Here is a 23,678-nt window from a genome sequence, read left to right as displayed (position 1 = left end):
GCTATCTCCGTTACTACCTAGTGGAGGCTGCCAACTCGGTGCAACGGCATGATGCGACGTTTCGTGCGTACTACCGGAAGAAGTATGAGGAAGTGCCCAAACACCAACATAAACGAGCCCTCGTCCTCACCGCTAGAAAACTCGTGCGTGTGATCGATGCGCTGCTACGCAACGGTCAAATCTACACGCCAAGAAAGGGGGAAGATCGATAAGAGGATCGATCTGGTATACCAATATCAACCTTTAGACCCAGTTTATTACATGTACCAATACTGGGTTTCTTCAGTATTGCCTTTTTTCGGATCATCGGACAAGGAAATTTCCAATTTCTATGATTTTTCACCTTGACATATTACCGCAGGACTTTTTATGATTAAGCATTAATTTGTTGGGTATCAATCCGTTCAATTTTCGCAAGCGGATATGTTTGCAGACTTGCGATCACCTGCGCTGCTTGCAGCAAACCATCTGCCGTTGCCTCTGTTTTAATATTGCTGTAATTTTTGTAGCGATACAATGTTTTTCCGTTTTCACCAACCCCTGATTCGTATGTGAGACGCAATTGTGATTCAATTAATTGCATTTCAGCCATCTCCTCTCACCTCCTTCACCCTTGTTATAGAAAAAACGGAATGGAGGGGATCAACAATTAAAAAAAGATTGTTTCGAAAAGATCGAATGACCTTTTTGAAACAATCTCTTTTGCTTATATGGAAAGCTGCTGGGACAACGTATATAATTCGACTACTGGCTCACTTTTCTCTTTTAAAATCTCTGCAATTGAATGGTCAACAATTTGCCAATTTTGCATACCAACGGCTCTTCCGCCTTTTCCTTCCAACAACAGTTCAACAGCTCTTGCTCCTAAACGCGATGCCAGCACTCTGTCAAATCCGGTTGGAGAACCTCCGCGTTGAATATGTCCTAAAACGGAAACACGCGTTTCAAGATGATATTTGTCTTTTAATATTGCTGCCAGCTCCGCAGCGCTCATGACTCCTTCTGCCAGCACAATAATAGAGTGCTTTTTCCCTCTTTCCATGCCATGCCGCAGTTTTTTAACCAAATCGTCAAATTCAAACGATCTTTCAGGAATTAAAATCGTTTCCGCTCCCCCGGCTACTCCTGACCATAGAGCGATATCTCCGGCATGACGCCCCATGACTTCGATAATAAACGTCCGTTCATGTGATTGAGCTGTATCTCTTATCTGGTCAATCGCTTTTACGACCGTATTGAGTGCAGTATCAAAGCCAATGGTAAAGTCCGTCCCAGGTATGTCGTTGTCAATGGTGCCCGGCAAACCGATGCAAGGAAAGCCTTTCTCTGTAAGCTTGGCTGCGCCTTGATAGGAACCGTCCCCACCGATGACAACAAGCCCTTCAATTCCAAATGATTTCAGTTTTTCAATCGCTTTTCGCTGTCCTTCTTCCGTTTTAAACTGTTCAGAACGGGAAGACTGCAAAATTGTTCCTCCGCGGTGAATGATGTCGCCCACTGAACCGATCTCTAATTTTTTAATATTTCCTTCAATCAAACCTTGATAACCGTGGTAAACACCAAAAATTTCCAGACCATGATAAATTCCTTTCCGCACAACTGCCCGAATGGCAGCATTCATTCCCGGGGAATCTCCTCCTGAAGTTAAAACGGCAATCCGTTTCATTATATCACCTCTTACTTTTCCTTTTGTTTTAGCCGAGATGCTCAATAATGTATCACTCGTCCGAATACAAAGGTATTATAGCAAAAAACTTTCATTAAAAATGAAAATTTTTTATGGATTATTGAGCCGCCCTACGAAAACCGGCTGACTGCGCTTCCTGTTCAGTGCAAAACATTCGTTCAGCTTTCGTTTTTTTATAATCACGATCATCAGGCATATGGTAAATTTTTTCGCCTTTTGAATTGATGTTTCCTTTTATGTAGCAATCTTCCGTCTGTTGGCTGTCAGCCATCTTCTCATTAAACCCTTTTTCGTCAACATAATTTTCAATACTCCAAATGCCTATTTTTTTTGCTTGGGCTTTCTTTTGAATATCAAGAAAACGATCGACATATTTTGTATTCGGTTCAAAAATATACGCCACTCGGGCAAGTCCGTTTTCCAAGAGCATTTCGTTAAACATTTGGCCGTTGATATATAAGTATACGAGCAGGCGGCCGTACTTATCCCTTTCTCTTACATCAAGCTCTATTTCAACATTTTGGTTGGAAAGCATTTCCTTTGCATAATCACTCGCTTCCAGCGCAAAAGGCTGAACAGGTTTCTCCGGATGCACGGACTCAGGTGTGTCAACAAGAAGCAAGCGGATCGTTTCCTCTTTACCATTGACTAATATTTTCATCGTATCGCCGTCAATTACCTTTATGACTTTTGCCTTTAGCCGATTGCCTGAAGTATGGTCGCCGTTAAAAATCCCTTGGCATCCACCTAAAAACATCATTGCTGCTAGAAAAATATACATCCACTTTCGCTTCATGACAATCTTCCTCTCTACTAAGCCAATCGGTAAGTAACCATTCTAAGCGAAAAATGAAAACATATCAAGATGGCATAGGTCCGATTTTCTTTCCAATGATTGTTTTGCTCTTTATTTTCTGCCATTTTCGGGCAGTCGCAGTTTTTTTCAAGTTTTTATATAACTCCAATATTTTTTTATATGTTTACAAGATCTATTTTTAGTATAATGGTAATGTCGGTGATGGTTTAAGAAGGAGTGTTTTTTGTGGGGTTTATAAAAAGGCATATCGTCCCAATTCTCTCGATCATTGGTTTTCTGGCGCCTTTAGCCGGCATGATGTTGACTGAAGTCTATTATTACAGCTCTTTAATCGGCTGGATCGTCGGTTTTGTTTTTATCGTGACTGCATACATCGTCGTGACGAAACAGCCGGATGAAACTGAAGAAAAGGATCTTTTGGAGGAAAACTAATGGCGAGCAAGAATTTTCGCCCGCCATTTTGTTAAGATCTTAATAAACGGAGACCGTTTAAAATGACAAGGATGGTGCTGCCTTCATGGCCAATGACACCGAAAGGCAAATCGATGATTTGGAAAAAGTTCGCACTAATCAGAAGTGCAATGACCATGAGCGAGAACACAACGTTCTGTTTGACAATTCTGTTCATTTTCCGTGAAAGATCAATGGCTTTCATGATCTTCGTTAAATCATTTTTCATCAGAACAATATCCGCTGTTTCCAAAGCCACGTCTGTTCCTTCCCCCATCGCAATGCCAACGGATGCGGTTTTTAATGCAGGCGCGTCATTAATGCCGTCCCCTATCATCGCCGTAACTCCAAATCGCTGGTTTAATTGTTTTAATCGGGCTACTTTATCTTCAGGCAAACATTCGCCGATAAATTCGTTGACTGCAGCCTCTTTTGCGATAGATTGGGCTGAGTTTACCGAGTCGCCAGTGATCATCACTGTATAAATGTTTCGATCCTTTAGTTCCTTTATAAAATCTTTGATATGATCCCGAAGCACATCTTTTAATGCAATGGCAGCTGCAATGCCTTTTTCATCTTTTACATAAACAAGTGTTTTCCCATGTTCATACAGTTTTTGAGATATCCCGTTTTGAAAAGATTCAGCCTCTTTTTCTCCAACAAAAGCGGCTTTGCCGATGGTCCATTGTTTCCCTCTCCAGACGGCTTGAACGCCAAAACCGGAGTGTTCCTCCACCGGCACCCATTCCTCCGGCAAACCTTCAACATTTTTTTCAATATATTCTACGATTGCTTTGGCAAGCGGATGGGAAGATTGCTTTTCAATCACATATACACCTTTCAACAAATCCGTTTGTTCCACATCTTTCCTTACAATGACGTCGGTTACAACCGGTTCACCCTTTGTAAGCGTGCCTGTTTTGTCAAATGCAATCGCCCGCAATTGATTCAGCCGTTCTAAATGCACACCGCCTTTTATTAAAATGCCGTTTCTTGCTCCATTGGAAATGGCGGCCAACGTCGCCGGCATAATGGAAGCCACAAGCGCACAAGGTGAAGCGACTACCATAAATACCATTGCGCGGTAAAAAGCTTCACTAAAGCTCCAATTTAAAAAAATTTGCGGAACAAAGATCAAAGCGGCAACTGCTATCAGCACGCCTTTGACATATGCACCTTCGAATTTTTCAATAAACAGCTGTGACGGAGACTTCTCAGATTGCGCTGTTTGCACTAAAGAAATAATTTTTTGAAACAGCGTCTCTGACGCTTTTTTCGTCACACGAACGGTAATTGATCCGGAAACATTGACAGTGCCGGCGAATACCTCATCTCCCTTTTCTTTTTCAACAGGAATTGATTCACCTGTAATAGCCGATTCATCAATAGCTGTTCGTCCGTCCTCCAGCATTCCGTCGACGGGAATTCTGTCGCCGGGTTTCACAATAATCAAATCTCCGATCGACAATTTTGATACATGCACTGTTTCTTCCCGCCCGTCCGCCAACAAAACTGCCTCTTCAGGCTGCAATTCCATTAATGAAGAAATCTCTCTGTTTGTCTTATTCATTGTATATGTTTCCAGCGCGCCGCTGACTGCAAAAATAAATATTAAAACCGCACCTTCCAACCAATATCCGATAATGGCAGAGCCGATCGCAGCAAAAATCATTAATAGTTCGACATTTAATTTGCCTTCGCGGATCGTTTCTTCAATTCCTTCTTTCGCCTTGGCAAATCCTCCAATCAAAAAAGCGGACAGAAACAAAATTTTCGATGCCACATTATAGTTATCTATGCTTAACATCCAAGCTATTAAAATAAGCACACCCGAAAAAACGGCCGCAATCATTTCTGCATGTTCTTTTAAACGATGAACATTCAGCTTCGCTTCCATTCTCACCATTCCTTTCTAATTGAAAATAAAAATCATCTTCAACTTTTAGCTATTAACTTAAAACAATTGTATGTATATTATGATATATATTAAATTACTTTTTTTCAAGTTAAAATTATAATAATTATAATTTAATATTTTTTATTAATAAATATTCTCATTCTCAATCATTTTTTGTGCAGGCAAATTATTTTCCAAAAAAAAGATCAGACAAAAGCGTCTGAACTTTTAAGGAACCGTTAAATGATTAAGCTGTTTTTTCGTTACCGGGCCGATGATTTTTTGCGACAGATTTCCTTTTTCATCAATGATAACTGTTGTAGGTATGGTTACAATTTGATAGGAACGGCTTGCTTCCCCTTTTTCATCCAAGAGGACCGGAAAGCGAACGCCGTTAACAGCAATAAATTCTTGCACATCTTCTCTGCTTGCTTCCTCTACTGTCACGTTTACGCCCAGAAAGGCAATTTTTCGTTTATCCATTTCACGATAAAAGCTTTGAAGCTCCGGTAATTCCTCTCGGCAAGGCGGACACCAGGTCGTCCAAAAATTGATCACAACCTTTTTTCCTTTGTAATCTGATAGACGTATCATTTTGCCATCTGTTGAAAGCAAGGCTATTGGAGGAGCTTGTTTTTCCTCCTGTCCATCCACTGCTGTATCTTTTGCTGCTGCCAACGTTTTATCGCCTTCCACTTCAACTTTCGCCGCTTGACATCCGTAAAGGGAGGCCAAAATCAAAAGGAAAGCGGGCAATGCCGTCAATAGCCTTTTCAGCATTTTTTCCTCCTTTCTAATGGATTCGTTTTCCTTTTAACGACCAAAAAATAATGCCGATTTTTTGGCAAATGACTGCATAATGCATTAACAGCTGCAACAGCCCCCCTGTATTCAACCCAATAATCACTCCTGCCATTTGCCACTCCGGCCGTGATCCTAAAACATAGATGACCAAAAAAGCAACAGAATGCGCCCAAATTGTATGGAACAGGGCGTCTTTTATTAAATTCAAGCCGATCAAATAAGCCTGCAGCGGGATGATAAGAAAATGGGTAAAAAAGTACGGCCATAAAAGCTTCAAATATTCCGACGCCGTTGCACTATCGACAAACATGCTTGTGAGCGGTTTGGCAAAAGCGTACATAATCACCACCGCCGGTATTCCATAAAGCATTGTGATGCCCAAAGACTGTTGCAAAAGTTTTTTTAACAGTTCTTGGTCATGTTTCGCATAAGCTTCAGAAACAGTTGGGATCAATACGGTGAGAAGCGCATGAGCTATAAACGCCGGAAAAAAACCTATTGTCATTGCCACCCCGGAAAGAAGCCCAAACTGCTCTGTTGCTCCCACTTCCGTAAAACCTGCGGCAACAAGCGCATATTTTATTAAAAACGGCTGAACGGCATGTGTCAAAGAATGAAAAATTCGCAAAATGGTGGTTGGTACGGAAACGCGAAATAAACTGTGGCGGATCGTTTCAGGTTTGTATGGAGCTTGCCGTCCTTTTTTTACTTTAGCCATTTGAAACATGTAAACTGTCAGCAAGTAGAGAACGATAAAAGCTTCGCTGGCGATAAAAGCGCTTAATCCTGCAATAACCGCCATTTCTGTTGTAAAATCAAAAAAGGAAAAAATCAATATAAGCAGACCGAGTTGGATGAGCTTTCTGACGCCATTGGCAAATGCAATTTTCCCCATCTGCTTCGTCCCCATCAAATAGCCTTTCGCAATGGAAGAAAAAGAAATCATCGGCACAAGCATAACAAACAGAACTGTCACAGAAGGATGAAACGTTTTTAATGAAGGAAGCACGGGCACAAAAAGAAATACAATCAAACTGAAACTGATGCTAATCCATAAAGTTAATCGAAATGCGAATTTTAACATTGGCCAATGATAAGGTTCTTCCTTTTCCGCCACATATTTCGAAATGGAAACGGGCAGTTCAAAGCTCGCTAACACAATAATCAAAAACATGACAGGCAATATCGACATGTAATGGCCGATGCCTTCCTCGCCAAGCTCGCGTGTCAGCACCATATTAATGACAAAATCGATGCATTCACCGACAAATGACGCGACAATAAGAAAAAAAACACCTTTTAAAAAAGTTTTCATGTTCCCTCCCTCTTTTCTTATTCCATGCATATGAGACAAGTTCAAAAACATGACAAAGAAGAGGGAGAAAAATTTTTACTGGACAACGCCTGTTTCCGTGATCTGAACATCCGCAATGACATCAATTCTCAGCTTGTCAAGCTGTTTCCGCAAATTTTTGTCATGTATGTTTTCCCCAGTATGGATGATGATTTCTTCGCCGAATCCGATCGGATCAATTTTTTTCTTTTTAAAACTGGTAACAAGTGCTGCACTGTTTTTAACAATGTCTTTTTCAAACGATTTTTCTACTTCCTTTATAACATTCGGTTTGATGGATCCTTTCGAATATTCACGAATATAGCCTTCAACATTTAAATAAACTGTAATGTGAAACGGATTTTGTTCATCAATTTTCACCCTGCGGCTCGAATGAATGCTTTGGATGGATGCTTCCCTCCCGCCTTCCAATGCAACTGTATAAACTCCATTTGCAAAGGTGTCGGAAAGAAGCTTAAAATAGAACAATTTATCGTTTTTTATTTCGCCGACCATTTTATCATTTTGGAAAAGAGCCAATCCGATAATTCTCGCATGATCACCTTTTTTTTCCAAAAGTGGCAAACAAGGATCTCTCCCTTCTGAGTAATAATTTCTTAAATATATTTGCAAATTTTCAATCGGCAAGTTTTCCAGCCACATATTTTGATTCAGCAACTGGCGGAAATATTCGGCTGTTCCTTCCTGTCCGCCTTTGATTTCCAACAAATCCTTGGCCTCGCCTCTTGAAACAGCGAGTATGACTCTTGAACCGACGCTCGCATCACGTTCAAGAGAATCAATATATTTTGCAATTCCGTTTTTAGCCACTTCCTCACTGAAGAGGGCAAATTGCAATTTGCCGTAAACGAGAGGTTTGGAAGATTCTTTTTGCAATTTCGCTATTAGGTCTCTGCTTAAATGAGCTTGAATTGTCATATTTTTGTTTTCTACCGCTTCCTCTTTCTTGAATTCAGGAGCTACGATGGTTCCTTTTATTTGATCGTCCTCGCCGGCATCGTACCCAATCGCCATAACCAAATTCACATCATCAATAATTTTTTTTTGCAAACAACCGCAAAGCAACAGCGAAAAGGCGAGAATGAAGCTTATTCTTTTCCACATGTTTCATGTTCTCCTTTTCATTTTCAGCCGGTATCGGATATACGTAATGATATATAAACAAGGAATATAAGCAAAAATGAGGGCAAAAGCTGTATAATTAATGGTTGTATTGATAAGCATAAGCAGCTTTTTATCCAGTTCGAAGCCGACAGCCAAAAAGATGGCGGACAGAATGAACAAAATGGCCCGCTTTTCCTTAATTCCAAAAATTTCTGTCAATCCTCTTTCCGCACACCATGAATAAAGGCAAATATTCGGCAAAATAACAATAAACCAACTAGCAGTGCCGATATATTCAAACCGCTCTACCAACGGTAGTTCCACAATTTTCCACATTGCCAATGTCGCCCACTGCTGTTTTAAAATTCCCTTCTCTGTATAATAGGCAATGGAAATAACCATGATGATCACATAACTAACAAATGTAAAAGCGTTGGCAATATGCGCCCACTTTTGAGATTTATGAACGTTTTTCACGAACGGATAAAACAAAAAAATCGTTTCAAAACCAATAATCGGCAAAGCCATCTCTTTTACTCCATTAAAAATTTCCCGCGGAGAATGATTGAAAAGCGGTAATAGATGATGAAAATCAGCAAACTGCACAGGGAAGATTAAAAACAACAGAAAAATATAGATGGGAAGAACGACCCCGAAGAAATTAAATCCGGTTACAACCCGAAATCCTCCAGTTAAAATGTAATATAACAAAACGATAATGATGGCTGAAAATATCCAGATGTTTAGATCCGGAAACATCCACACCTTGATTATTTCGATATAGGTTTTTAAAACAAAAAAGGAATTAACAATGAAAAAGGCAATCCAAACAACGTTCAACCCATTTCCGATCCACTTCCCGAAAAGATCGAGATGCAGCGTCATTAGGCTCCCGCTTGACCGTTGTAAAATTTGATAAATCATCCATATGTATAAATGGACAATGACTCCCATGATAATGACGGAGATCCAAGCATCATTGCCTGCTTCTTTCACCACATATCTTTGAAAACCTAAAACGCCGATGCCAAATTGAGTGCTATGCACCAAAAAAAAAAACGAGAGATGCGGAAACTTTATGTCGCTCGGCTATTTGCGTCAAGGATGGACACTCCTTTTTTCTTCATTCTTCAATATCTTGATTTTCCCTTGATTTTTCTTTATCCATTCGGTTCGGCTGTTCCGACCGCAGCAATTTTGGCCGCTTGTTCATGACGGAAAAAGGCAGGCGCAGCAAAGCATCCTTCATATCAGCCATTCTCGGGGGGTAAAACGGCTCCAAAAACGGTCGCCCGAGAGATGTTAATCGAATAAGGTGGGTTAGTAAAAAACAAAAACACAATTGTATTCCCAACAGTCCGTACCAATCGGCAAACAAAAGAAATGGAAAGCGCAAAAGCCGAATCGTATTGCCAATTTTATAAACGGGAGTTGTAAAAGAGGCTAATGCAGCTAAAGAAACAATGATGAGCAAAACGTTGCTTGTCAATCCCGCTTCTACACTGGCTGTTCCAATGACAATCCCGCCGACGATGCCGATTGTTTGTCCAACTTTTGTCGGCAGACGAGCCCCCGCCTCACGCAGCAACTCGATCGTAGATTCTAAAAACATCGCTTCCAAGAGCGGCGGAAAAGGCACCTCTCGTCTTGATGTAACCAAGTTGTTCAACAAATCGGACGGAATTAATTCGTAATGATAATTTAAAACCGCCACATAAATGGGTGTTGCAAATATCGAAAAAGTAACTGCGAAAAGACGGATGATGCGGAAAAACGATGAAAGCATCCAATTTAAAAAATAGTCTTCAAATGATGCGAAAAATTCAACAAGTGTTGTTGGACCGATTAAAACATGCGGCGATCCATCAACAACTACTGCTACTTTCCCTTCCGACAAAATCGAGGCCACCCGGTCAGGTCTTTCCGTATCCAAAAGTTGGGGAAAGGGAGAATTATGGTTGTCGGAAATCAGTTCTGTTATATATGAACTATCGGTTACATGATCAATTTCAATATTGGATATTCTTTGATCAATAGTAAAAACATTTTCCTCATCCGAAATTCCTTCCAAGTAAATTATCGCTACTTTCGTCTGTGTCAATTTTCCGATTTTGGATAAACGTATGCGGAGTTTATCATTCGGCAGCCTTTTCCGAATTAAGTTAATATTCGATTCAATCGATTCAACAAAGGCTTCTTTCGGTCCAATGACGGTAAATTCCACTTCAGGGAGCGTTACTTCCCTTGCTTTATTCTTGTTGGCTCGCACCAATAAGCAGGGGGTGCCGTATTCGCTTAAAGCAATCATCACAAAGCCTTCTAACATTTTTTCTTTTATGACATCCGTATCAATGGTCAAATGCACATCTTTTACAGGAAGGATTTGTATTAGTTCTTCCAACGAATTCCAATAGTTAGAATGAATTGTTTTGAATATACTTTCATTCAATATGGCAGCATCGACAAGCGTATCAAAATAGGAGATCCAATATGTCACATAATTCGTCTTTCTCTCATATTGAATAAAATCGGTCGAACTTCGGAAAATGGCAAACAGTTTTTCCATCGAATCTTTTTTTTTCCAATTTTGCTTATACATTTGGCTCACCGCTACCCACCTCGTCTCCCGATTATTATGTCAAGAAGAATCATGTTTATACATATGTCAAACAGAACAATAAAAATTTTGCAAAAATGAACGAGATCTGCTGAAAGAATAGATAAGTTGTGTCAAAAATTTTAAAAATTGCAATTGAAAATTTGATTTTTCATAGCCTTCCTCTTCTCATACGTTCATGATGGTGATTCGTTTATGGAAGCCACTTTTTATACGCTATAAATACCGCGGAATCATAAAGGAGCGCGCTCTTTGGAAAGGGTGTAAAAATCTTTGTCTAGTGAACAGCCGTTTGAAGAAACGTTAGAAAAATTTCGGCCGCTTATTTTTCACATCATGAACATTTTGCACATTTACAAAGACAAGGATGAATATTTTCAAATTGCAGTCATCGCTCTTTGGAAAGCAGCTGCCAATTACGATGAAAAGAAAGGCAGTTTTTCCACGTATGCCTACTGGACGATTAAAGGAATGCTGCTGTCGCAATTAAAAAAAGACAGAATTTTTTCAGAAAGGCATGTGTTGAAAGAGATGGGCGACAAAGGGCAACCACATTTTTTACCGCAAGATAACATTGAATTTGAAATGCTAATCGATCGATTGGCTTGTTGTTTATCGCCAAATCAACAAATATGGCTGGAAAAATATTGTTTTGAAGGGAAAACTCCAAAGGAAATCGCTGAAGAGCTCCATGTTACGGTCGGAATGGTAAAGAATTGGAGAAGAGGGGCCTTAAATAAAATTCGAAAATTGCGAAGACATTTTGAAAGAAGCTGACATTCTCTTGTCAGCTTCTCGGTACTTTGTGATAACGGTAGATAATGTTTCCTCCATGCTGGGCAATTCCTTGAAAATGCTTAAAATCTTCCCGATTGACTAATACTTGGCGGAACGCCATAAAATCATCTTTTGAAACGCAATATTCTTCTAATTCTCCATCACGAAGTTTGTTTAAGATCTCTTGAATTTCATTCTCTTCCATTTTAGAAGCCACTCCTCTTTTTACAAAATGTTTAAGCATCATTTACAAATTCATATCGCCACTTTACAATTTAAAAGAAATCATGCAAAATAATTCCATAATCTTAAATATTTATAAGGAGAGTAAAAATGAAAATTGCTGAGATCGGTGACGTGATTGAATTTAAAAATGGTTTGAAAGGTATAGTCGAGAAGGTTAATGAAAATTCTGTTATTGTCGATTTAACGTATATGGATAACTTTCATGAAATGGATTTGGAACATAAAACAGTGGTTAACCATAAAAATTACAAAATCGTGGAAAAATAAAACGGAGGGTGGAAAACATTCTCCGTTTTACCGGTTGTCGACTTTTTCCGGATATAAATCATGATTCATCATGCGATACTCTGCCATTTTCTCATATTTCGTCCCGGGGCGTCCCCAATTGACATAAGGATCAATGGAAATGCCGCCGCGCGGCGTAAATTTCCCCCAAACTTCAATGTAGCGCGGTTCCATCTTTTTGATTAAGTCGTTCATAATAACATTGACGCAATCTTCGTGAAAATCGCCATGGTTTCGGAAACTGAACAGATACAGCTTTAAAGATTTGCTTTCCACGCATTTTTTGTCAGGGATGTAGCTGATGTAAATGGTCGCAAAGTCCGGCTGACCCGTGATCGGACATAAAGAAGTAAATTCTGGACAGTTAAATTTGACGAAATAGTCGCGATCCGGGTGTTTGTTGTCAAACACTTCCAATATATCCGGTTGATAATCAAACACATATTCAGTTTTTTTGTTGCCCAGCAATGTAACACCTTTCAGCTCGTTTTCTTTCCTCCCAGCCATGTTCGTCATCTTCCTTTCCGTCCTTTATTGAATATCGATTTTCCGCTCGTTTTTTGAACCAAAATCTTAAACGCCGCGTCTATTTCCCCAAATAAGAGTGTGCAATTGAGGCAGCACTCTGGCATCATTCATTTCCGGTGATTGGACAGTTTGTTCAATGAGCCATTCCAATTTTTTTAAAAGATGATCTCTCAACAGTTGATCATTTTTTTCATCCATTTTTTCATTCCCTACTTGCAAATAAAAAGAAATGTCCGGGTAGCGAAGGTGGATCATTTTGGCATATTGAAAATCCTCTTCATTAAATACAACAACTTTTAAACTGATGTTGCGTTTACGCCCATTTGCCAACAGCTTTTCCAACATCTCATCCAGCAAAGAAAAATTCGTCTTCATTCCAGAGCTGGGCGGTTTTGGCGAAATCGTCAAATCATCAATGTCCAAAAACCACTCTTGGTAGCGTGTTCCTTGTGTTTCAAGCGCCACGCGGTAGCGGCCATTTTTCAACATCGAAATGAATTCATCAAGCCCTTTTATTAAGGCCGGATTGCCTCCCGAGATCGTCACATGGCTGAAACGATTGCCTCCAAGCTCTAAGAGTTCATTCATAATGTCCGTCGCTGTCATTTGCCTAATTTCTTCTTTTAGAGAACCGTCCCACGTAAAGGCGGAATCACACCAGCTGCATGAGTAGTCGCATCCGGCGGTGCGGACAAACATTGTTTTTTGGCCGATGACCATTCCTTCCCCTTGAATCGTCGGTCCAAAAATTTCAATTACAGGGATTTTTTTTGCCATTCATTCATCTCCTTTTTCGGACGGTAAACAACATAGCTTGTCGGCGTTTCCCTCACAAATACTTGCAAACATTTCGGTTGATTTGGCAAAGAGTTCAGATGGTTTTGCACAATTTCCCATATTTTTCGAGCCACGACCTCTGTTGTCGGGAAATCGTTGCCGTTTTCCTCATCAAACAAATCCGAATGGTCGTTCAAAAGGGTATGATCCAGTTTATCGTGAATAATTTTTTTCAGGTGTTGAAAATTCACAAGAAAACCTGATTCGTCAAGCGAATCTCCGCAAACAGTGAGATTGACGAAATAGGTGTGGCCGTGAATGTTGGCGCATTTGCCAGCTTTTTCGTCAGGAATAAAATGCGCAGCGGCAATGTTCATATCCTTGTTCAACTCGTAGCAATAATTATGAAAAACTTGCGGATAGGTTTGCTGAATCATGAGACGTCCCTTCCTTTTTCAGCCAAATATTGCTCCAATCCTCTTTTTCTGAGCACACAAGCGGGGCATTCGCCGCAGCCGTCGCCAATGATTCCGTTATAGCATGTCAACGTTTTTTGGCGAATATAATCAAATACTCCCAACTCATCAGCCATCTTCCACGTTTCCGCTTTATTTCGCCACATGAGCGGAGTATGGATGACAAATTCCTCTTCCATTGCCAAATTGATGGTTACATTGCAAGATTTCACGAACACGTCCCTGCAGTCGGGATACCCGCTGAAATCAGTTTCGCACACACCAGTAACGATATGTTTCGCCCCTAATTGTTTCGCCAAAATGGCGGCAAATGTCAGAAAAAGCAAATTTCTCCCAGGGACAAACGTGTTCGGAAGTTCGCCTTCCTTTTGGACAATTTCCATATCATGGCGAGTCAACGCATTGGGGGCGATTTGATTTAATAAAGACATGTCTAAAATATGATGGGAAATGCCGATGTCCCCTGCTATCCGTTTCGCCGCTTCAATCTCCTGTTGATGGCGCTGGTTGTAATGGAATGTAACAGCGGAAACTTTTTCAAACTGCTTTAGTGCCCAAAACAAACAAGTCGTGCTATCTTGCCCGCCACTAAACACAACAATTGCATGTTTATTTTTCATCTATATAAACGCTCCTTTCCGGATGAACACCGCCTTACACACAGAGGCCAAGAAAAAAGCACCTGATGGTGGGTGCCTTAAGAACATTTAAAAAACTATATCCCAAGGATATAGTTGTCCTTAGTTTTTTATAGAGGGTGTGCTAAAACCTCTCCCATGCTTTCAGAAAAAACATGGACTTTTTATTGAATTGTAATACCATTATATCATCGTTTGCCACTGATGTAAACGGCATCGCTTTTTCACAACATCTCACGATTGTTTTAAGCCTCTGTAACGGGATGTCGTCAACTCTTGAATATATTCTTCCAGCTCCGGCATGTTCTTCTCCCTAGCAAGTTGAATGGAAAGTTCGATATTGTATGGAACGCGAATGTGCTGAATGGAAAAAGGAGCTTTTTTGAGCGAATCAAATTCGCCTTCCAAAACGCAATAGGAAGCTTCCGGAATGTCCAGCGGGTTGCCGACGCTGCCGACATTGAAAAGCGTTTTGCCTGATAAATGTTGAATAAATGCATTGTGAACGTCGCCATAGCCGACCGCATCAGGTTCGTTTTTTTGATAACCCGTTTCATCACTGTTTTCAAACATCGATAATCTCTTTTCAATGGCATCCCACGGCTGGATTCTTTTCCAAATGCTGAAGGGCGATGCATGGAAAAGCCGTACAAAGCGGCCGCTCATGTAAAATTCGATGGAAAACGGCAGTTCCCGCAAGTAACGAATATCATCGGACGATAACTGTTTCTGATGCCAACGGATCACCTCGTTCACATCCGTTCTCGTCATTAAATCATCCCAATTCCCTTTTACGACATGTTCACAAGTTCCCCGAACAATTTGAATCGCTTCCTTTGAATCCGGACCTTTTCCAACGAGATCCCCTAAACAAAAAATACGGCGAATCTTTCGCATGCGGATGTCCTGCAATACTGAATTCAACGCCGGAATGTTCCCATGTATGTCAGAAATGATTGCGACCCGTTCCAAAACTGATTCCTCCTTTTGCTGTCCTTATTTTATCACGAACTTTTATTATCAGGCACTTTTTTGAACATCAGCAAAATTAAAAAGACAATGCTCATATATCCGAACAAAGGATAAAGTGTCGCAATCAACCTTCCATAGCCGATTAAACTGATAAAATAAGCGGAAATGATCATCAACAGAACAAACATTATTCTCAACTTCGCCTTTCTTGTTGGCAATTGCCGCTCTAAACCATATAAATTGCCGATCACAGATGAGATAACCTCTCCGAAAATTACCAAAATATAAATATAGTAAATTCCGGCAAACAACTGCTTTATCAGTTCTGCCATCGGAATCTCGAACTGTTCGGAACGAGGAAAATGCAAAAGGCTAAAATATCCAAAAAATAACATAAGGCTTAAGCCGATTCCGCCCAGCCATCCTCCTAATTTGATCGAATTTTCGTCCTGGATTTCATTTGCGAGCGGCACCAATACAGCCTGCGCCAGCGCCAAGTTAAAGGCTACATATAAAAAACTAGATTTAACAGGTGCAAGCAGTTCTTGAACGGAAAAACCCGGGAGATGGCCGCTTGCCATTGTGCCGGCAAACAAGATCAAGCTGAATAACACGAAGATTGGAACAACAAACAAATTAACGGAGGCCAATCCTTTCACACCGAACAATACGACAATGAACGAAAGACCCATAGTGAAAAAAATGCCCAACTGTTTGGAAAAGCCAAGCTGCTCTTCAAAAATTGCCCCTGCCCCTGAAATCATGACAGAAGTAATTCCGAACAGCATGATAAACATCAAAATGTTGACAAAATAAGAGGCCATCCTGCCAAACAAATATTGATTCAATTGCGAATACGAGCTTGCCTCCGTTTTTTTGCCAATCATCATAACTTTTGTCCCCAGCCAGGAAAATAGAAATGCCGAACAAATTATGCCGATTAACCCGCTTTCCCCATATTTCGAAAAAAATTCAATGATTTCCCTTCCTGTCGCGAACCCTGCTCCGACTACTGTGCCAATATAAACAGAAGCAATTTGCAGGGCATTCATCCATTTATTCGCCATTTTTTCACCTGCCTTTCTTACAATATATGGACAAGAACGGAAAAAAAGAAGAAAAAATTAAATCAAACTACTTGAAAGTCAAAAAAGGTCAAAGTATAATATAGTCAGAAAAGGTCAAATCGACCTCCTTCTATCACTGTTCTTTTTTTAGTCAAATAGTCAAAAAAGGTCAAAATCAATGTTCTTTTGGTCAAAGTTCATCAAAGTCAAAAAGGAGGAATGTTTGATGTTATGTGAAAATTGCCATGAAAAACAAGCCAATGTTCTATTAAATGTGCAAATCAACAATCATAAAAAGCAAATGCGTTTATGCCAAGAATGCTATCAACAATATCAACAAAAAGTGCCAACCGGTTTTTATGGCTGGAACGGATTGGAAGAGTTGTTCCATTCATTTTCTAATTTTGATGCACCAAGTCATTTCCAAATGCCCGAAACGGAAGAGCAAAACGGCCATGTCGGAGGCAAACGGGGAGGTTTTCTCGATCAATTTGGCCGCAATTTAACTGATGCTGCTAGATCAGGCCTTATCGACCCGGTGATCGGCCGCGATGATGAAATTAAGCGTGTGGTTGAAATTTTAAACCGCCGAAATAAAAATAATCCTGTTTTAATCGGTGAACCTGGCGTCGGGAAAACAGCTGTTGTGGAAGGATTAGCATTAAAAATTGTCCAAGGGGATGTCCCGCAAAAATTAAAAAACAAAGAGGTTTATTTGCTTGATGTTTCATCTCTTGTGGCGAACACAGGAATCCGCGGTCAATTTGAACAGCGGATGAAACAATTGATTCAAGATTTGCAAACAAGAAAAAACATCATCTTGTTTATTGATGAAATACATCTCCTTGTCGGCGCCGGTTCTGCTGAAGGTTCGATGGATGCAGGAAATATTTTGAAACCGGCGCTGGCTCGCGGCGAACTTCAAGTAGTCGGTGCAACAACATTAAAAGAGTACCGGCAAATTGAAAAAGATGCCGCATTGGAACGCCGCTTCCAACCGGTTATGGTAAAAGAGCCTTCCATTGAGGAAGCAATCAATATTCTAAAAGGCATTCAAGAAAAATATGAAAAATATCACCACGTTCAATATACGGATGAAGCTATAAAAGCTTGTGTGACATTATCGCACCGCTACATCCAAGATCGCTTCTTGCCTGACAAAGCGATTGATTTGCTTGATGAAGCAGGTTCAAGAGTCAATTTGGGAGCCGAACCTGTGAATGAAAATGAAATTCAAGACCGCCTTCGCCAAATTGCCCGTGAAAAAGAAAAAGCATTAAAAGAAGAAAACTATGAACTTGCCGCGAAGCTCCGTGATGAAGAAACAACATTAGAGAAACAGTTGGAGCAAGGAGTCCAACAAGAGCAGGCAGTCGTTCACGTACACCACATTCAAAAAATCATTGAAGAAAAAACTGGTATTCCTGTAGGAAAATTACAAGAAGATGAACAAGTGAAATTAAAACACTTAAAAGACAATCTATCCAAAAAAGTCATTGGCCAAGAAGAAGCTGTGGAAAAAGTAGCTAAAGCGATCCGTCGCAGCCGCGCAGGATTGAAACCGAAAAACCGCCCAATCGGTTCCTTCCTGTTCGTAGGTCCGACAGGCGTCGGGAAAACGGAGCTGGCGAAAACATTGGCGGAAGAGTTGTTTGGATCAAAAGATGCGATGATTCGGCTGGACATGAGTGAATATATGGAAAAACACTCCGTTTCTAAATTGATCGGTTCGCCTCCTGGTTATGTCGGCCATGAAGAAGCTGGACAATTAACTGAAAGAGTCCGCCGGAATCCGTACAGCATCATTCTGCTTGATGAAATAGAAAAAGCTCATCCGGATGTGCAACATATGTTTTTGCAAATTTTAGAAGACGGACGCTTAACAGACAGCCAAGGAAGAACAGTAAGTTTTAAAGATACCGTCATTATTATGACCTCCAATGCAGGAGTAGGCGAGAAAAAAATTCACGTCGGTTTTAACAATACTGTTGAACAAGAAGCAAACATCCTTGAATCACTCGGTTCGTTCTTTAAACCTGAATTTTTAAACCGTTTTGACAGCATCATTGAATTTCATTCACTCAAAAAAGAAGACTATATGAAAATTGTTGATCTCATGCTTCAAGATGTGATCGAAATGTTGAAAGATCAAAACATTGAGATTGAAGTGACAGACGAGGCGAAGGAAAAACTGGCTGAAATCGGCTATCATCCTTCTTTTGGAGCTCGTCCATTGCGCCGGGTAATCCAAGAGCATGTTGAAAATAAAATTGCCGACCTTCTGTTGGAAGGCGATAAACCGGAAAAACTGCAAGTAGCCGTTGAACATGATGAAATTGTGGTTCGATCTTAAGCCGGCTGTCCGTTTTTTGGACAGCTTTTTTGTTTGTTTTATCAATCACTTTCCTCTTATGAAAGACGCGGCATCGCAACCGCCAATATCGCCCCGTCGCCTCCTCGCCATTTTGACTTGCAGATTTTCACTTTTTCCAAAATCGGAAATATGTTGTTCGAAGCCTTCAAACCGACCAGAAGAGCCCTTTTCTTCGATATCATATTCAAAGCGCCTCCTCATACAATTGATTGGAGGTGTTGAAACAATGAAATTAAGCGATTATTATTTTCTTTGCCTAGCGGGAATTCTATTTTTCTTTAACGGCAGCGGCATCAGCTTTATTCTTTTTCTGGAAAGCTTCGGAAATTTTGTTGGAACAACGGCGTTCCTATTGCTTTCGCTTTTTGCCGTTCTCTTGCTTTCATTAATCGAGGACGCAGCCCGCTATATTTTTTATGTTAAAAGCTTATTGATCGGAAATAGTTTCACGATCATTTTGCCTCTCTATTTTCTTTTCTGGAAAGCGCTCGTTTTTCCGCAAATGTTCAACTAGGAGAGAATTTATTATTCCGCAGAACTAAAATTAATGGGAAGGTGGACGATATAATAAGTGAAATAGAAAGAAAGAGGATTGAATAAACATGGATAAAACATCGATTATAGGGATTATATTAGGAATTGTTGCCATATTTTTAGGGATGGTTCTAAAAGGCGTCAGTCCCACGGTTTTAATTAACCCTGCTGCGATTCTCATCATCATTATCGGCACAATCGCCGCAGTTACCATTGCTTTTCCGACAAATGAAATCAAAAAAGTTCCGAAATTGTTTGGCGTCTTATTTAGAGAAAGGGACACTTATACGATTCAAGAATTGATCGTTTTCTTTACCGAATGGGCGCAAATCGCCAGAAAGGAAGGATTGCTTGCGCTTGAAGCAAAGCTTGATGAAATAGAAGATCCTTTTTTAAAAACAGGGCTCAGCATGGCCATTGACGGCCAACCGGTTGAATTTATCCGTGATGTGTTGACGGAAGAAATCAGCGCAATGGAAGAAAGACATGAATCCGGGGCCGCCATCTTTTCACAAGCCGGCACATACGCACCTACTCTTGGCGTTTTAGGGGCTGTATTAGGTTTGATTGCCGCACTTGCCAATTTGGAAAATGTTGAAGAACTCGGGCATTCAATCAGTGCTGCGTTTGTTGCTACATTGCTCGGTATTTTTACTGGTTATGTATTATGGCATCCTTTCGCCAATAAACTGAAACGGAAGTCGCAGCAGGAAGTGCTTGTTCGGCAAGTGATCATTGAAGGCATTTTGTCCATTTTGGAAGGCCAAGCTCCGAGAACTATCCAGCAAAAATTAGCTTTTTACTTGCCGGAAAAAGAACGGTTAAAGTTTTTAGAAGAGGAAAGTGAGACAACCAATGGCTAGAAGAAAAAAAAATCGTAAAGGACAACATATTGATGAAAGCTGGCTCATTCCTTATGCGGACATTTTGACATTGCTTCTAGCCTTGTTTATTGTGTTATTCGCGCTCAGTTCCATTGACGCCCAAAAATTTCAGCAGCTGGCGAGAGCCTTAAATGCAAATTTTGACGGCGGCGTCAGCGTTTTGGAATATCCAAGTCCGCTTCCGGAAAAAAGTATGGAGAATTTAGAAAAAAATGAAGAGAAAAAAGAGGAGGAAAATGAAACTGAACAAAATGGGCAACAGGCAAGAGAAGAAAGAGGATTGTCAGATGTCCAAAATTCAATCAACCAATACATTGCCAACAATCAACTAAAAGGCAAAATCCAAACTTCAAGGACAGATGAAGGATTGTTGATCACCATTCGGGATGACATTTTGTTTGATTCGGGGAGCGCCCAAATTCGGAAAAAAGATGAAATACTCGTGACAGACATCGCCAAAATGCTGGGAACGAGTCTTCCCCACAACATCGTCATTAGCGGCCATACGGACAATGTACCGATCCATAACTCCGATTTTGATTCAAACTGGCATTTAAGCGTCATGCGGGCAGTCAATGTCATGAAAGTGATTTTAGACAAAAACAAACAGCTTGATCCGAGCAAATTCAGCGCCAAAGGATACGGGGAGTACAAACCGATTGCATCCAATGCTACAGCGGCAGGAAGACAGAAAAACAGACGGGTGGAGATATTAATTTTGCCCAATCAATCAAAGGAACCGAAATGAACGGTTCCTTTTCCATTTTAATAGTTTTTTGCGTGATAGCCTACTTTTTTCAAGAGTTCAATCACCAATGTTTTTTCGTCTTCCGTCAAGACATCCACCAATCCATCTATCAGCTCTTGGTGCGACGGAAACATTTCTTCAATTAATCTTTTTCCGTTCTCAGTAATTTTCGCATAAGTTACCCGGCGATCCTTCGGGCACGCCTGCCGCCTTAACAAACCCTTTTCTTCTAGTTTATCGACAACATACGTGATGCTGCCACTGGCAAGAAGAATTTTTCCGCCGATTTGCTGCAGCGGCTGTTCTCCTTTATGATACAAAAGTTCCAACACCGCAAATTCAGTAGGATTTAATCCAAACGACTGAATATGCTTGCTGACTTGGTCATTCATGGAGCGGTACGCCCTGGAAAGAACGATAAAAAATTTCAGTGACTTTTCAACACTTTTCATATCAGCCAAATCCATCATTCCTTCATTGATGAAATATCTTGAATTATAAATAATTATAATCGAAAAATTAAAAGGTTATAAGTCCATTTTTCAAACATATTTTTAAAAATATTCCCTTTTCTATCCTGATAACATGCTATAATAATCTGAAGACGTAAAAGGAGTAATAAAATGTTGAAACGAAAGCAACAACAGCAATATTTGCTCTATTTTTTCATCGTCCTTCTGCCGACTGCTATTTTTTCTTATTCCATATGGGATAAGCAAGAAAACATGATTAAAAATGAACACCGCCGGGAAGCTTTTTATATGATCAATATTCATAAAGACCAAATCGACCGGCTAATCAATGAAACAATAGCAAGAATGGAAACGATGGCTCTTTTTATTGACCAAGTGGATGATGAAAAGCACATTCAAAAGGTGTTAGCGGATACGGTTATGCAGGAGCCACGTTTTGACGGGCTTTATATCGTCAATTTAAACGGTTCCGTGAAGATGGGAACGCAAAAACTGGCTGATCAGATAATCCTGCAATCGAATCGATGTTTGAAAACGGCGCTGGAAACGAAAAAAACGAGCGTTTCAGATATGCCGAACAATCATCTGATCACCATGTGCACCCCGATTGTCCATCAAAACAATAAAGTTAACAGTTTACTGTATGCAACGTTAAGAATCGATTATATAAAAAACATTATGAACGTTTTAAGCCCCGATTTATATATTGTCGTTAAAAATACGGATAACGAATTTATTTTTAACACAGGCGAAAAACCGGCTGACCCGCAAAAGGAGTACGTGGAAACCGATTTATCGCAGCTGCCTTGGGTGTTGAAAGCGGCCGATACGCCCATTAAACCTGCGGAAATTTCACAAGTGATCGTTCCTTATGCAGCCATTGTTTTTATCTTTTTGAATGTTGTTTTCCTATTAATTCAGTATTATTTATTAAAGCGGAATGCGAAATTGGAAAAAGAAAGAATTGAGGCGCAAAAGCTTGAACTGATCGGAACGCTTGCGGCAAGCACAGCTCATGAAATCAGAAACCCTCTGACAGGCATCAGCGGTTTTATACAATTACTAAAGAAAAAATATCAGTCAGAAGAAGATCAACAATATTTTTCCATCATTGAACAAGAAATCAACCGGATTAATGAGATCGTCAGCGAATTTCTTGTACTCGGCAAACCGACGGCTCATAAACATAAACATTATAATCTGATTCAAATTATTGATGAAGTGTCTCCGATCATACAATCGGAATGCAATCTTCATCATGCAACGCTTCAGATCAAAATGGACCGCAGTGAACCGATTTGGATATACTGTACAAAGGATCATATTAAGCAAGTGATATTAAATTTAACAAAAAATGCTTTGGAAGCTGTTGATCGTGAAGATGGAGCCCTCACCATTGCCGCCCATAGAGAGGAAGAGCTGGCTGTCATTCAAGTGATGGATAACGGCAAAGGAATCCCGGATGATTTGCTAGAAAAAATTTTCGACCCTTTTTTTACAATGAAAGACAACGGAACCGGACTTGGCCTTGCCATTTGCAAACGAATTGTCGATATGTATGACGGCGATATTCATATTAACAGCAGCATCCATCAAGGAACAACCGTTACATTAAAGTTTCCCGCGGCCAAAACACCTTCAGAAAAACAGGGCTCCTAAACATCCGCTTTGCGAGCCCTTTTACCTAGCATGGTACCTTGACAGGCGGCTTTTTTGTTTTTCTGTTTTTCTTTTTCGAATACGTATTTTCCCAAAAGCTTTCCATATCATTTGATACAGAAGACGCAAACAGATGAAAATAGAGAAGAAAACTAGGAAGCCCCATAAACCTTGAACCACATCTTCAAATTCCATATTTCCGCGGTTGGTGATTTTTTGTTGGATTTCGATTGCAAAGACAACAACAAGCAAAACGGTAAATGTATAGATAAAAGATAAACATGATATGCTGTATTTCGCAATATATTTAAAAACAGAATGGGTGGCGAGAAAAAAGGCCATTCCGAAAATGCCGATGATCCAAAAATGCAAGTCTTTATCATCTATGTCAAGACCTAGCATGTCAACAACCGCAAAGATTTGATCGTGCAAATCATTGATGGTGTCGACAATGAATAAAATGGCTTCTTTCATACAGATCTCCTTCTCTTATTGATAAAATGTTAAATC

At 40.2% G+C, this 23,678-nt stretch carries 27 protein-coding genes, 1 pseudogene and 1 riboswitch; of the genes and pseudogenes, 9 read left to right on the top strand and 19 right to left on the bottom strand.

The features are described from left to right. Window positions 1-212: pseudogene (locus AC0KTX_RS02285) on the top strand (IS110 family transposase); the annotation flags it as partial. 161 nt (window positions 213-373) lie between these two features. On the opposite strand, the gene AC0KTX_RS02280 reads toward AC0KTX_RS02285, so the two are convergent. From AC0KTX_RS02280 to AC0KTX_RS02270, 3 genes are all read right to left on the bottom strand, one after another. Beyond that, window positions 374-592: a DUF1659 domain-containing protein gene (locus AC0KTX_RS02280; RefSeq protein ID WP_474250610.1), complete on the bottom strand. Its 219-nt coding sequence runs from the start codon at window positions 590-592 to the stop codon at window positions 374-376. A 114-nt stretch (window positions 593-706) separates the two neighbouring features. Further along, complete coding sequence (gene pfkA, locus AC0KTX_RS02275) at window positions 707-1,666, bottom strand: 6-phosphofructokinase (protein ID WP_474250609.1); 960 nt, start codon at window positions 1,664-1,666, stop codon at window positions 707-709. A gap of 118 nt (window positions 1,667-1,784) precedes the next feature. After that, window positions 1,785-2,483, bottom strand: coding sequence for a thermonuclease family protein (locus tag AC0KTX_RS02270; RefSeq protein WP_474250608.1), 699 nt, complete (start codon window positions 2,481-2,483; stop codon window positions 1,785-1,787). Window positions 2,484-2,729: 246 nt separating this feature from the next. Here AC0KTX_RS02270 and AC0KTX_RS02265 point away from each other — a divergent pair, with 246 nt between their 5' ends. Next, window positions 2,730-2,936, top strand: a complete 207-nt coding sequence (locus AC0KTX_RS02265) for a hypothetical protein (RefSeq protein WP_474250607.1) — start codon at window positions 2,730-2,732, stop codon at window positions 2,934-2,936. 31 nt (window positions 2,937-2,967) lie between these two features. Here AC0KTX_RS02265 and AC0KTX_RS02260 read toward each other — a convergent pair whose 3' ends face one another. The 6 genes from AC0KTX_RS02260 to AC0KTX_RS02235 all read right to left on the bottom strand — a co-directional run bounded on the left by AC0KTX_RS02260 (window position 2,968) and on the right by AC0KTX_RS02235 (window position 10,712). Beyond that, window positions 2,968-4,851, bottom strand: a complete 1,884-nt coding sequence (locus tag AC0KTX_RS02260; protein ID WP_474250606.1) for a heavy metal translocating P-type ATPase — start codon at window positions 4,849-4,851, stop codon at window positions 2,968-2,970. A gap of 228 nt (window positions 4,852-5,079) precedes the next feature. After that, complete coding sequence (locus tag AC0KTX_RS02255) at window positions 5,080-5,631, bottom strand: TlpA disulfide reductase family protein (RefSeq protein ID WP_474250605.1); 552 nt, start codon at window positions 5,629-5,631, stop codon at window positions 5,080-5,082. A gap of 13 nt (window positions 5,632-5,644) precedes the next feature. After that, a complete protein-coding gene (locus AC0KTX_RS02250) occupies window positions 5,645-6,970 on the bottom strand; it encodes an oligosaccharide flippase family protein (RefSeq protein ID WP_474250604.1) in 1,326 nt (441 codons plus the stop codon). A 75-nt stretch (window positions 6,971-7,045) separates the two neighbouring features. Then, window positions 7,046-8,113 (bottom strand): Ger(x)C family spore germination protein, encoded by a 1,068-nt coding sequence (locus AC0KTX_RS02245; RefSeq protein WP_474250603.1) that lies wholly within the window; start codon window positions 8,111-8,113, stop codon window positions 7,046-7,048. Between the two features lie 3 nt (window positions 8,114-8,116). After that, complete coding sequence (locus AC0KTX_RS02240) at window positions 8,117-9,163, bottom strand: GerAB/ArcD/ProY family transporter (protein WP_474250602.1); 1,047 nt, start codon at window positions 9,161-9,163, stop codon at window positions 8,117-8,119. A gap of 73 nt (window positions 9,164-9,236) precedes the next feature. Further along, window positions 9,237-10,712, bottom strand: a complete 1,476-nt coding sequence (locus AC0KTX_RS02235; RefSeq protein ID WP_474250617.1) for a spore germination protein — start codon at window positions 10,710-10,712, stop codon at window positions 9,237-9,239. 291 nt (window positions 10,713-11,003) lie between these two features. Between AC0KTX_RS02235 and AC0KTX_RS02230 the strand changes: the two genes are divergently transcribed. Beyond that, window positions 11,004-11,507, top strand: a complete 504-nt coding sequence (locus tag AC0KTX_RS02230) for a sigma-70 family RNA polymerase sigma factor (protein ID WP_474250601.1) — start codon at window positions 11,004-11,006, stop codon at window positions 11,505-11,507. A gap of 10 nt (window positions 11,508-11,517) precedes the next feature. Here AC0KTX_RS02230 and AC0KTX_RS02225 read toward each other — a convergent pair whose 3' ends face one another. After that, complete coding sequence (locus AC0KTX_RS02225) at window positions 11,518-11,712, bottom strand: hypothetical protein (RefSeq protein ID WP_474250600.1); 195 nt, start codon at window positions 11,710-11,712, stop codon at window positions 11,518-11,520. Window positions 11,713-11,840: 128 nt separating this feature from the next. On the opposite strand from AC0KTX_RS02225, the gene AC0KTX_RS02220 reads away from it, so the two are divergent. Continuing rightward, on the top strand, window positions 11,841-12,020 hold the full coding sequence (locus tag AC0KTX_RS02220) for a YkvS family protein (RefSeq protein WP_474250599.1): 180 nt from the start codon (window positions 11,841-11,843) through the stop codon (window positions 12,018-12,020). A 27-nt stretch (window positions 12,021-12,047) separates the two neighbouring features. Here the strand turns inward: AC0KTX_RS02220 and queF are convergent, their stop codons facing one another. From queF to AC0KTX_RS02190, 6 genes are all read right to left on the bottom strand, one after another. Continuing rightward, a complete protein-coding gene (gene queF, locus AC0KTX_RS02215) occupies window positions 12,048-12,545 on the bottom strand; it encodes a preQ(1) synthase (protein ID WP_474250598.1) in 498 nt (165 codons plus the stop codon). A gap of 66 nt (window positions 12,546-12,611) precedes the next feature. Continuing rightward, a complete protein-coding gene (gene queE / locus AC0KTX_RS02210) occupies window positions 12,612-13,343 on the bottom strand; it encodes a 7-carboxy-7-deazaguanine synthase QueE (protein WP_474250597.1) in 732 nt (243 codons plus the stop codon). Further along, a complete protein-coding gene (gene queD / locus AC0KTX_RS02205; protein WP_474250596.1) occupies window positions 13,322-13,780 on the bottom strand; it encodes a 6-carboxytetrahydropterin synthase QueD in 459 nt (152 codons plus the stop codon). Before queD ends, queE begins: the two co-directional genes overlap by 22 nt. Continuing rightward, the gene (queC, locus tag AC0KTX_RS02200) at window positions 13,777-14,439 is read right to left on the bottom strand and encodes a 7-cyano-7-deazaguanine synthase QueC (protein ID WP_474250595.1); all 663 of its coding nucleotides are present in this window, start codon (window positions 14,437-14,439) and stop codon (window positions 13,777-13,779) included. Before queC ends, queD begins: the two co-directional genes overlap by 4 nt. A 114-nt stretch (window positions 14,440-14,553) precedes the next feature. Next, window positions 14,554-14,597, bottom strand: a riboswitch (PreQ1 riboswitch). Between the two features lie 94 nt (window positions 14,598-14,691). Then, window positions 14,692-15,429: a metallophosphoesterase family protein gene (locus tag AC0KTX_RS02195; protein ID WP_474250594.1), complete on the bottom strand. Its 738-nt coding sequence runs from the start codon at window positions 15,427-15,429 to the stop codon at window positions 14,692-14,694. 32 nt (window positions 15,430-15,461) lie between these two features. After that, a complete protein-coding gene (locus AC0KTX_RS02190) occupies window positions 15,462-16,496 on the bottom strand; it encodes a YkvI family membrane protein (RefSeq protein ID WP_474250593.1) in 1,035 nt (344 codons plus the stop codon). 226 nt (window positions 16,497-16,722) lie between these two features. Here AC0KTX_RS02190 and AC0KTX_RS02185 point away from each other — a divergent pair, with 226 nt between their 5' ends. Next, window positions 16,723-18,849, top strand: a complete 2,127-nt coding sequence (locus AC0KTX_RS02185; protein WP_474250592.1) for an ATP-dependent Clp protease ATP-binding subunit — start codon at window positions 16,723-16,725, stop codon at window positions 18,847-18,849. Window positions 18,850-18,905: 56 nt separating this feature from the next. On the opposite strand, the gene AC0KTX_RS02180 is transcribed toward AC0KTX_RS02185, so the two are convergent. Then, a complete protein-coding gene (locus AC0KTX_RS02180; protein ID WP_474250591.1) occupies window positions 18,906-19,052 on the bottom strand; it encodes a hypothetical protein in 147 nt (48 codons plus the stop codon). A 44-nt stretch (window positions 19,053-19,096) separates the two neighbouring features. Between AC0KTX_RS02180 and AC0KTX_RS02175 the strand changes: the two genes are divergently transcribed. The 3 genes from AC0KTX_RS02175 to motB all read left to right on the top strand — a co-directional run bounded on the left by AC0KTX_RS02175 (window position 19,097) and on the right by motB (window position 21,036). Beyond that, on the top strand, window positions 19,097-19,384 hold the full coding sequence (locus AC0KTX_RS02175) for a hypothetical protein (RefSeq protein ID WP_474250590.1): 288 nt from the start codon (window positions 19,097-19,099) through the stop codon (window positions 19,382-19,384). 88 nt (window positions 19,385-19,472) lie between these two features. After that, window positions 19,473-20,267 carry a flagellar motor stator protein MotA gene (gene motA / locus AC0KTX_RS02170; protein WP_474250589.1) on the top strand — a complete coding sequence of 265 codons (795 nt, stop codon included), beginning with the start codon at window positions 19,473-19,475 and terminating at the stop codon, window positions 20,265-20,267. Then, window positions 20,260-21,036, top strand: coding sequence for a flagellar motor protein MotB (motB, locus tag AC0KTX_RS02165; protein WP_474250588.1), 777 nt, complete (start codon window positions 20,260-20,262; stop codon window positions 21,034-21,036). Before motA ends, motB begins: the two co-directional genes overlap by 8 nt. 17 nt (window positions 21,037-21,053) lie before the next feature. Here motB and AC0KTX_RS02160 read toward each other — a convergent pair whose 3' ends face one another. After that, window positions 21,054-21,506: a MarR family winged helix-turn-helix transcriptional regulator gene (locus AC0KTX_RS02160; RefSeq protein WP_474250587.1), complete on the bottom strand. Its 453-nt coding sequence runs from the start codon at window positions 21,504-21,506 to the stop codon at window positions 21,054-21,056. A 153-nt stretch (window positions 21,507-21,659) separates the two neighbouring features. Here AC0KTX_RS02160 and AC0KTX_RS02155 point away from each other — a divergent pair, with 153 nt between their 5' ends. Continuing rightward, entirely contained in the window at window positions 21,660-23,168 is a 1,509-nt protein-coding gene (locus tag AC0KTX_RS02155; protein WP_474250586.1) for an ATP-binding protein, read from the top strand. 21 nt (window positions 23,169-23,189) lie between these two features. On the opposite strand, the gene AC0KTX_RS02150 is transcribed toward AC0KTX_RS02155, so the two are convergent. Then, complete coding sequence (locus tag AC0KTX_RS02150) at window positions 23,190-23,642, bottom strand: hypothetical protein (protein WP_474250585.1); 453 nt, start codon at window positions 23,640-23,642, stop codon at window positions 23,190-23,192. Between the last annotated feature and the right edge of the window lie 36 nt (window positions 23,643-23,678).

The organism is Aeribacillus sp. JST-2, assembly GCF_056032925.1.
Note: the sequence above shows the minus strand (reverse complement) of the source record. Positions and strands in the feature narration are given on the sequence as shown.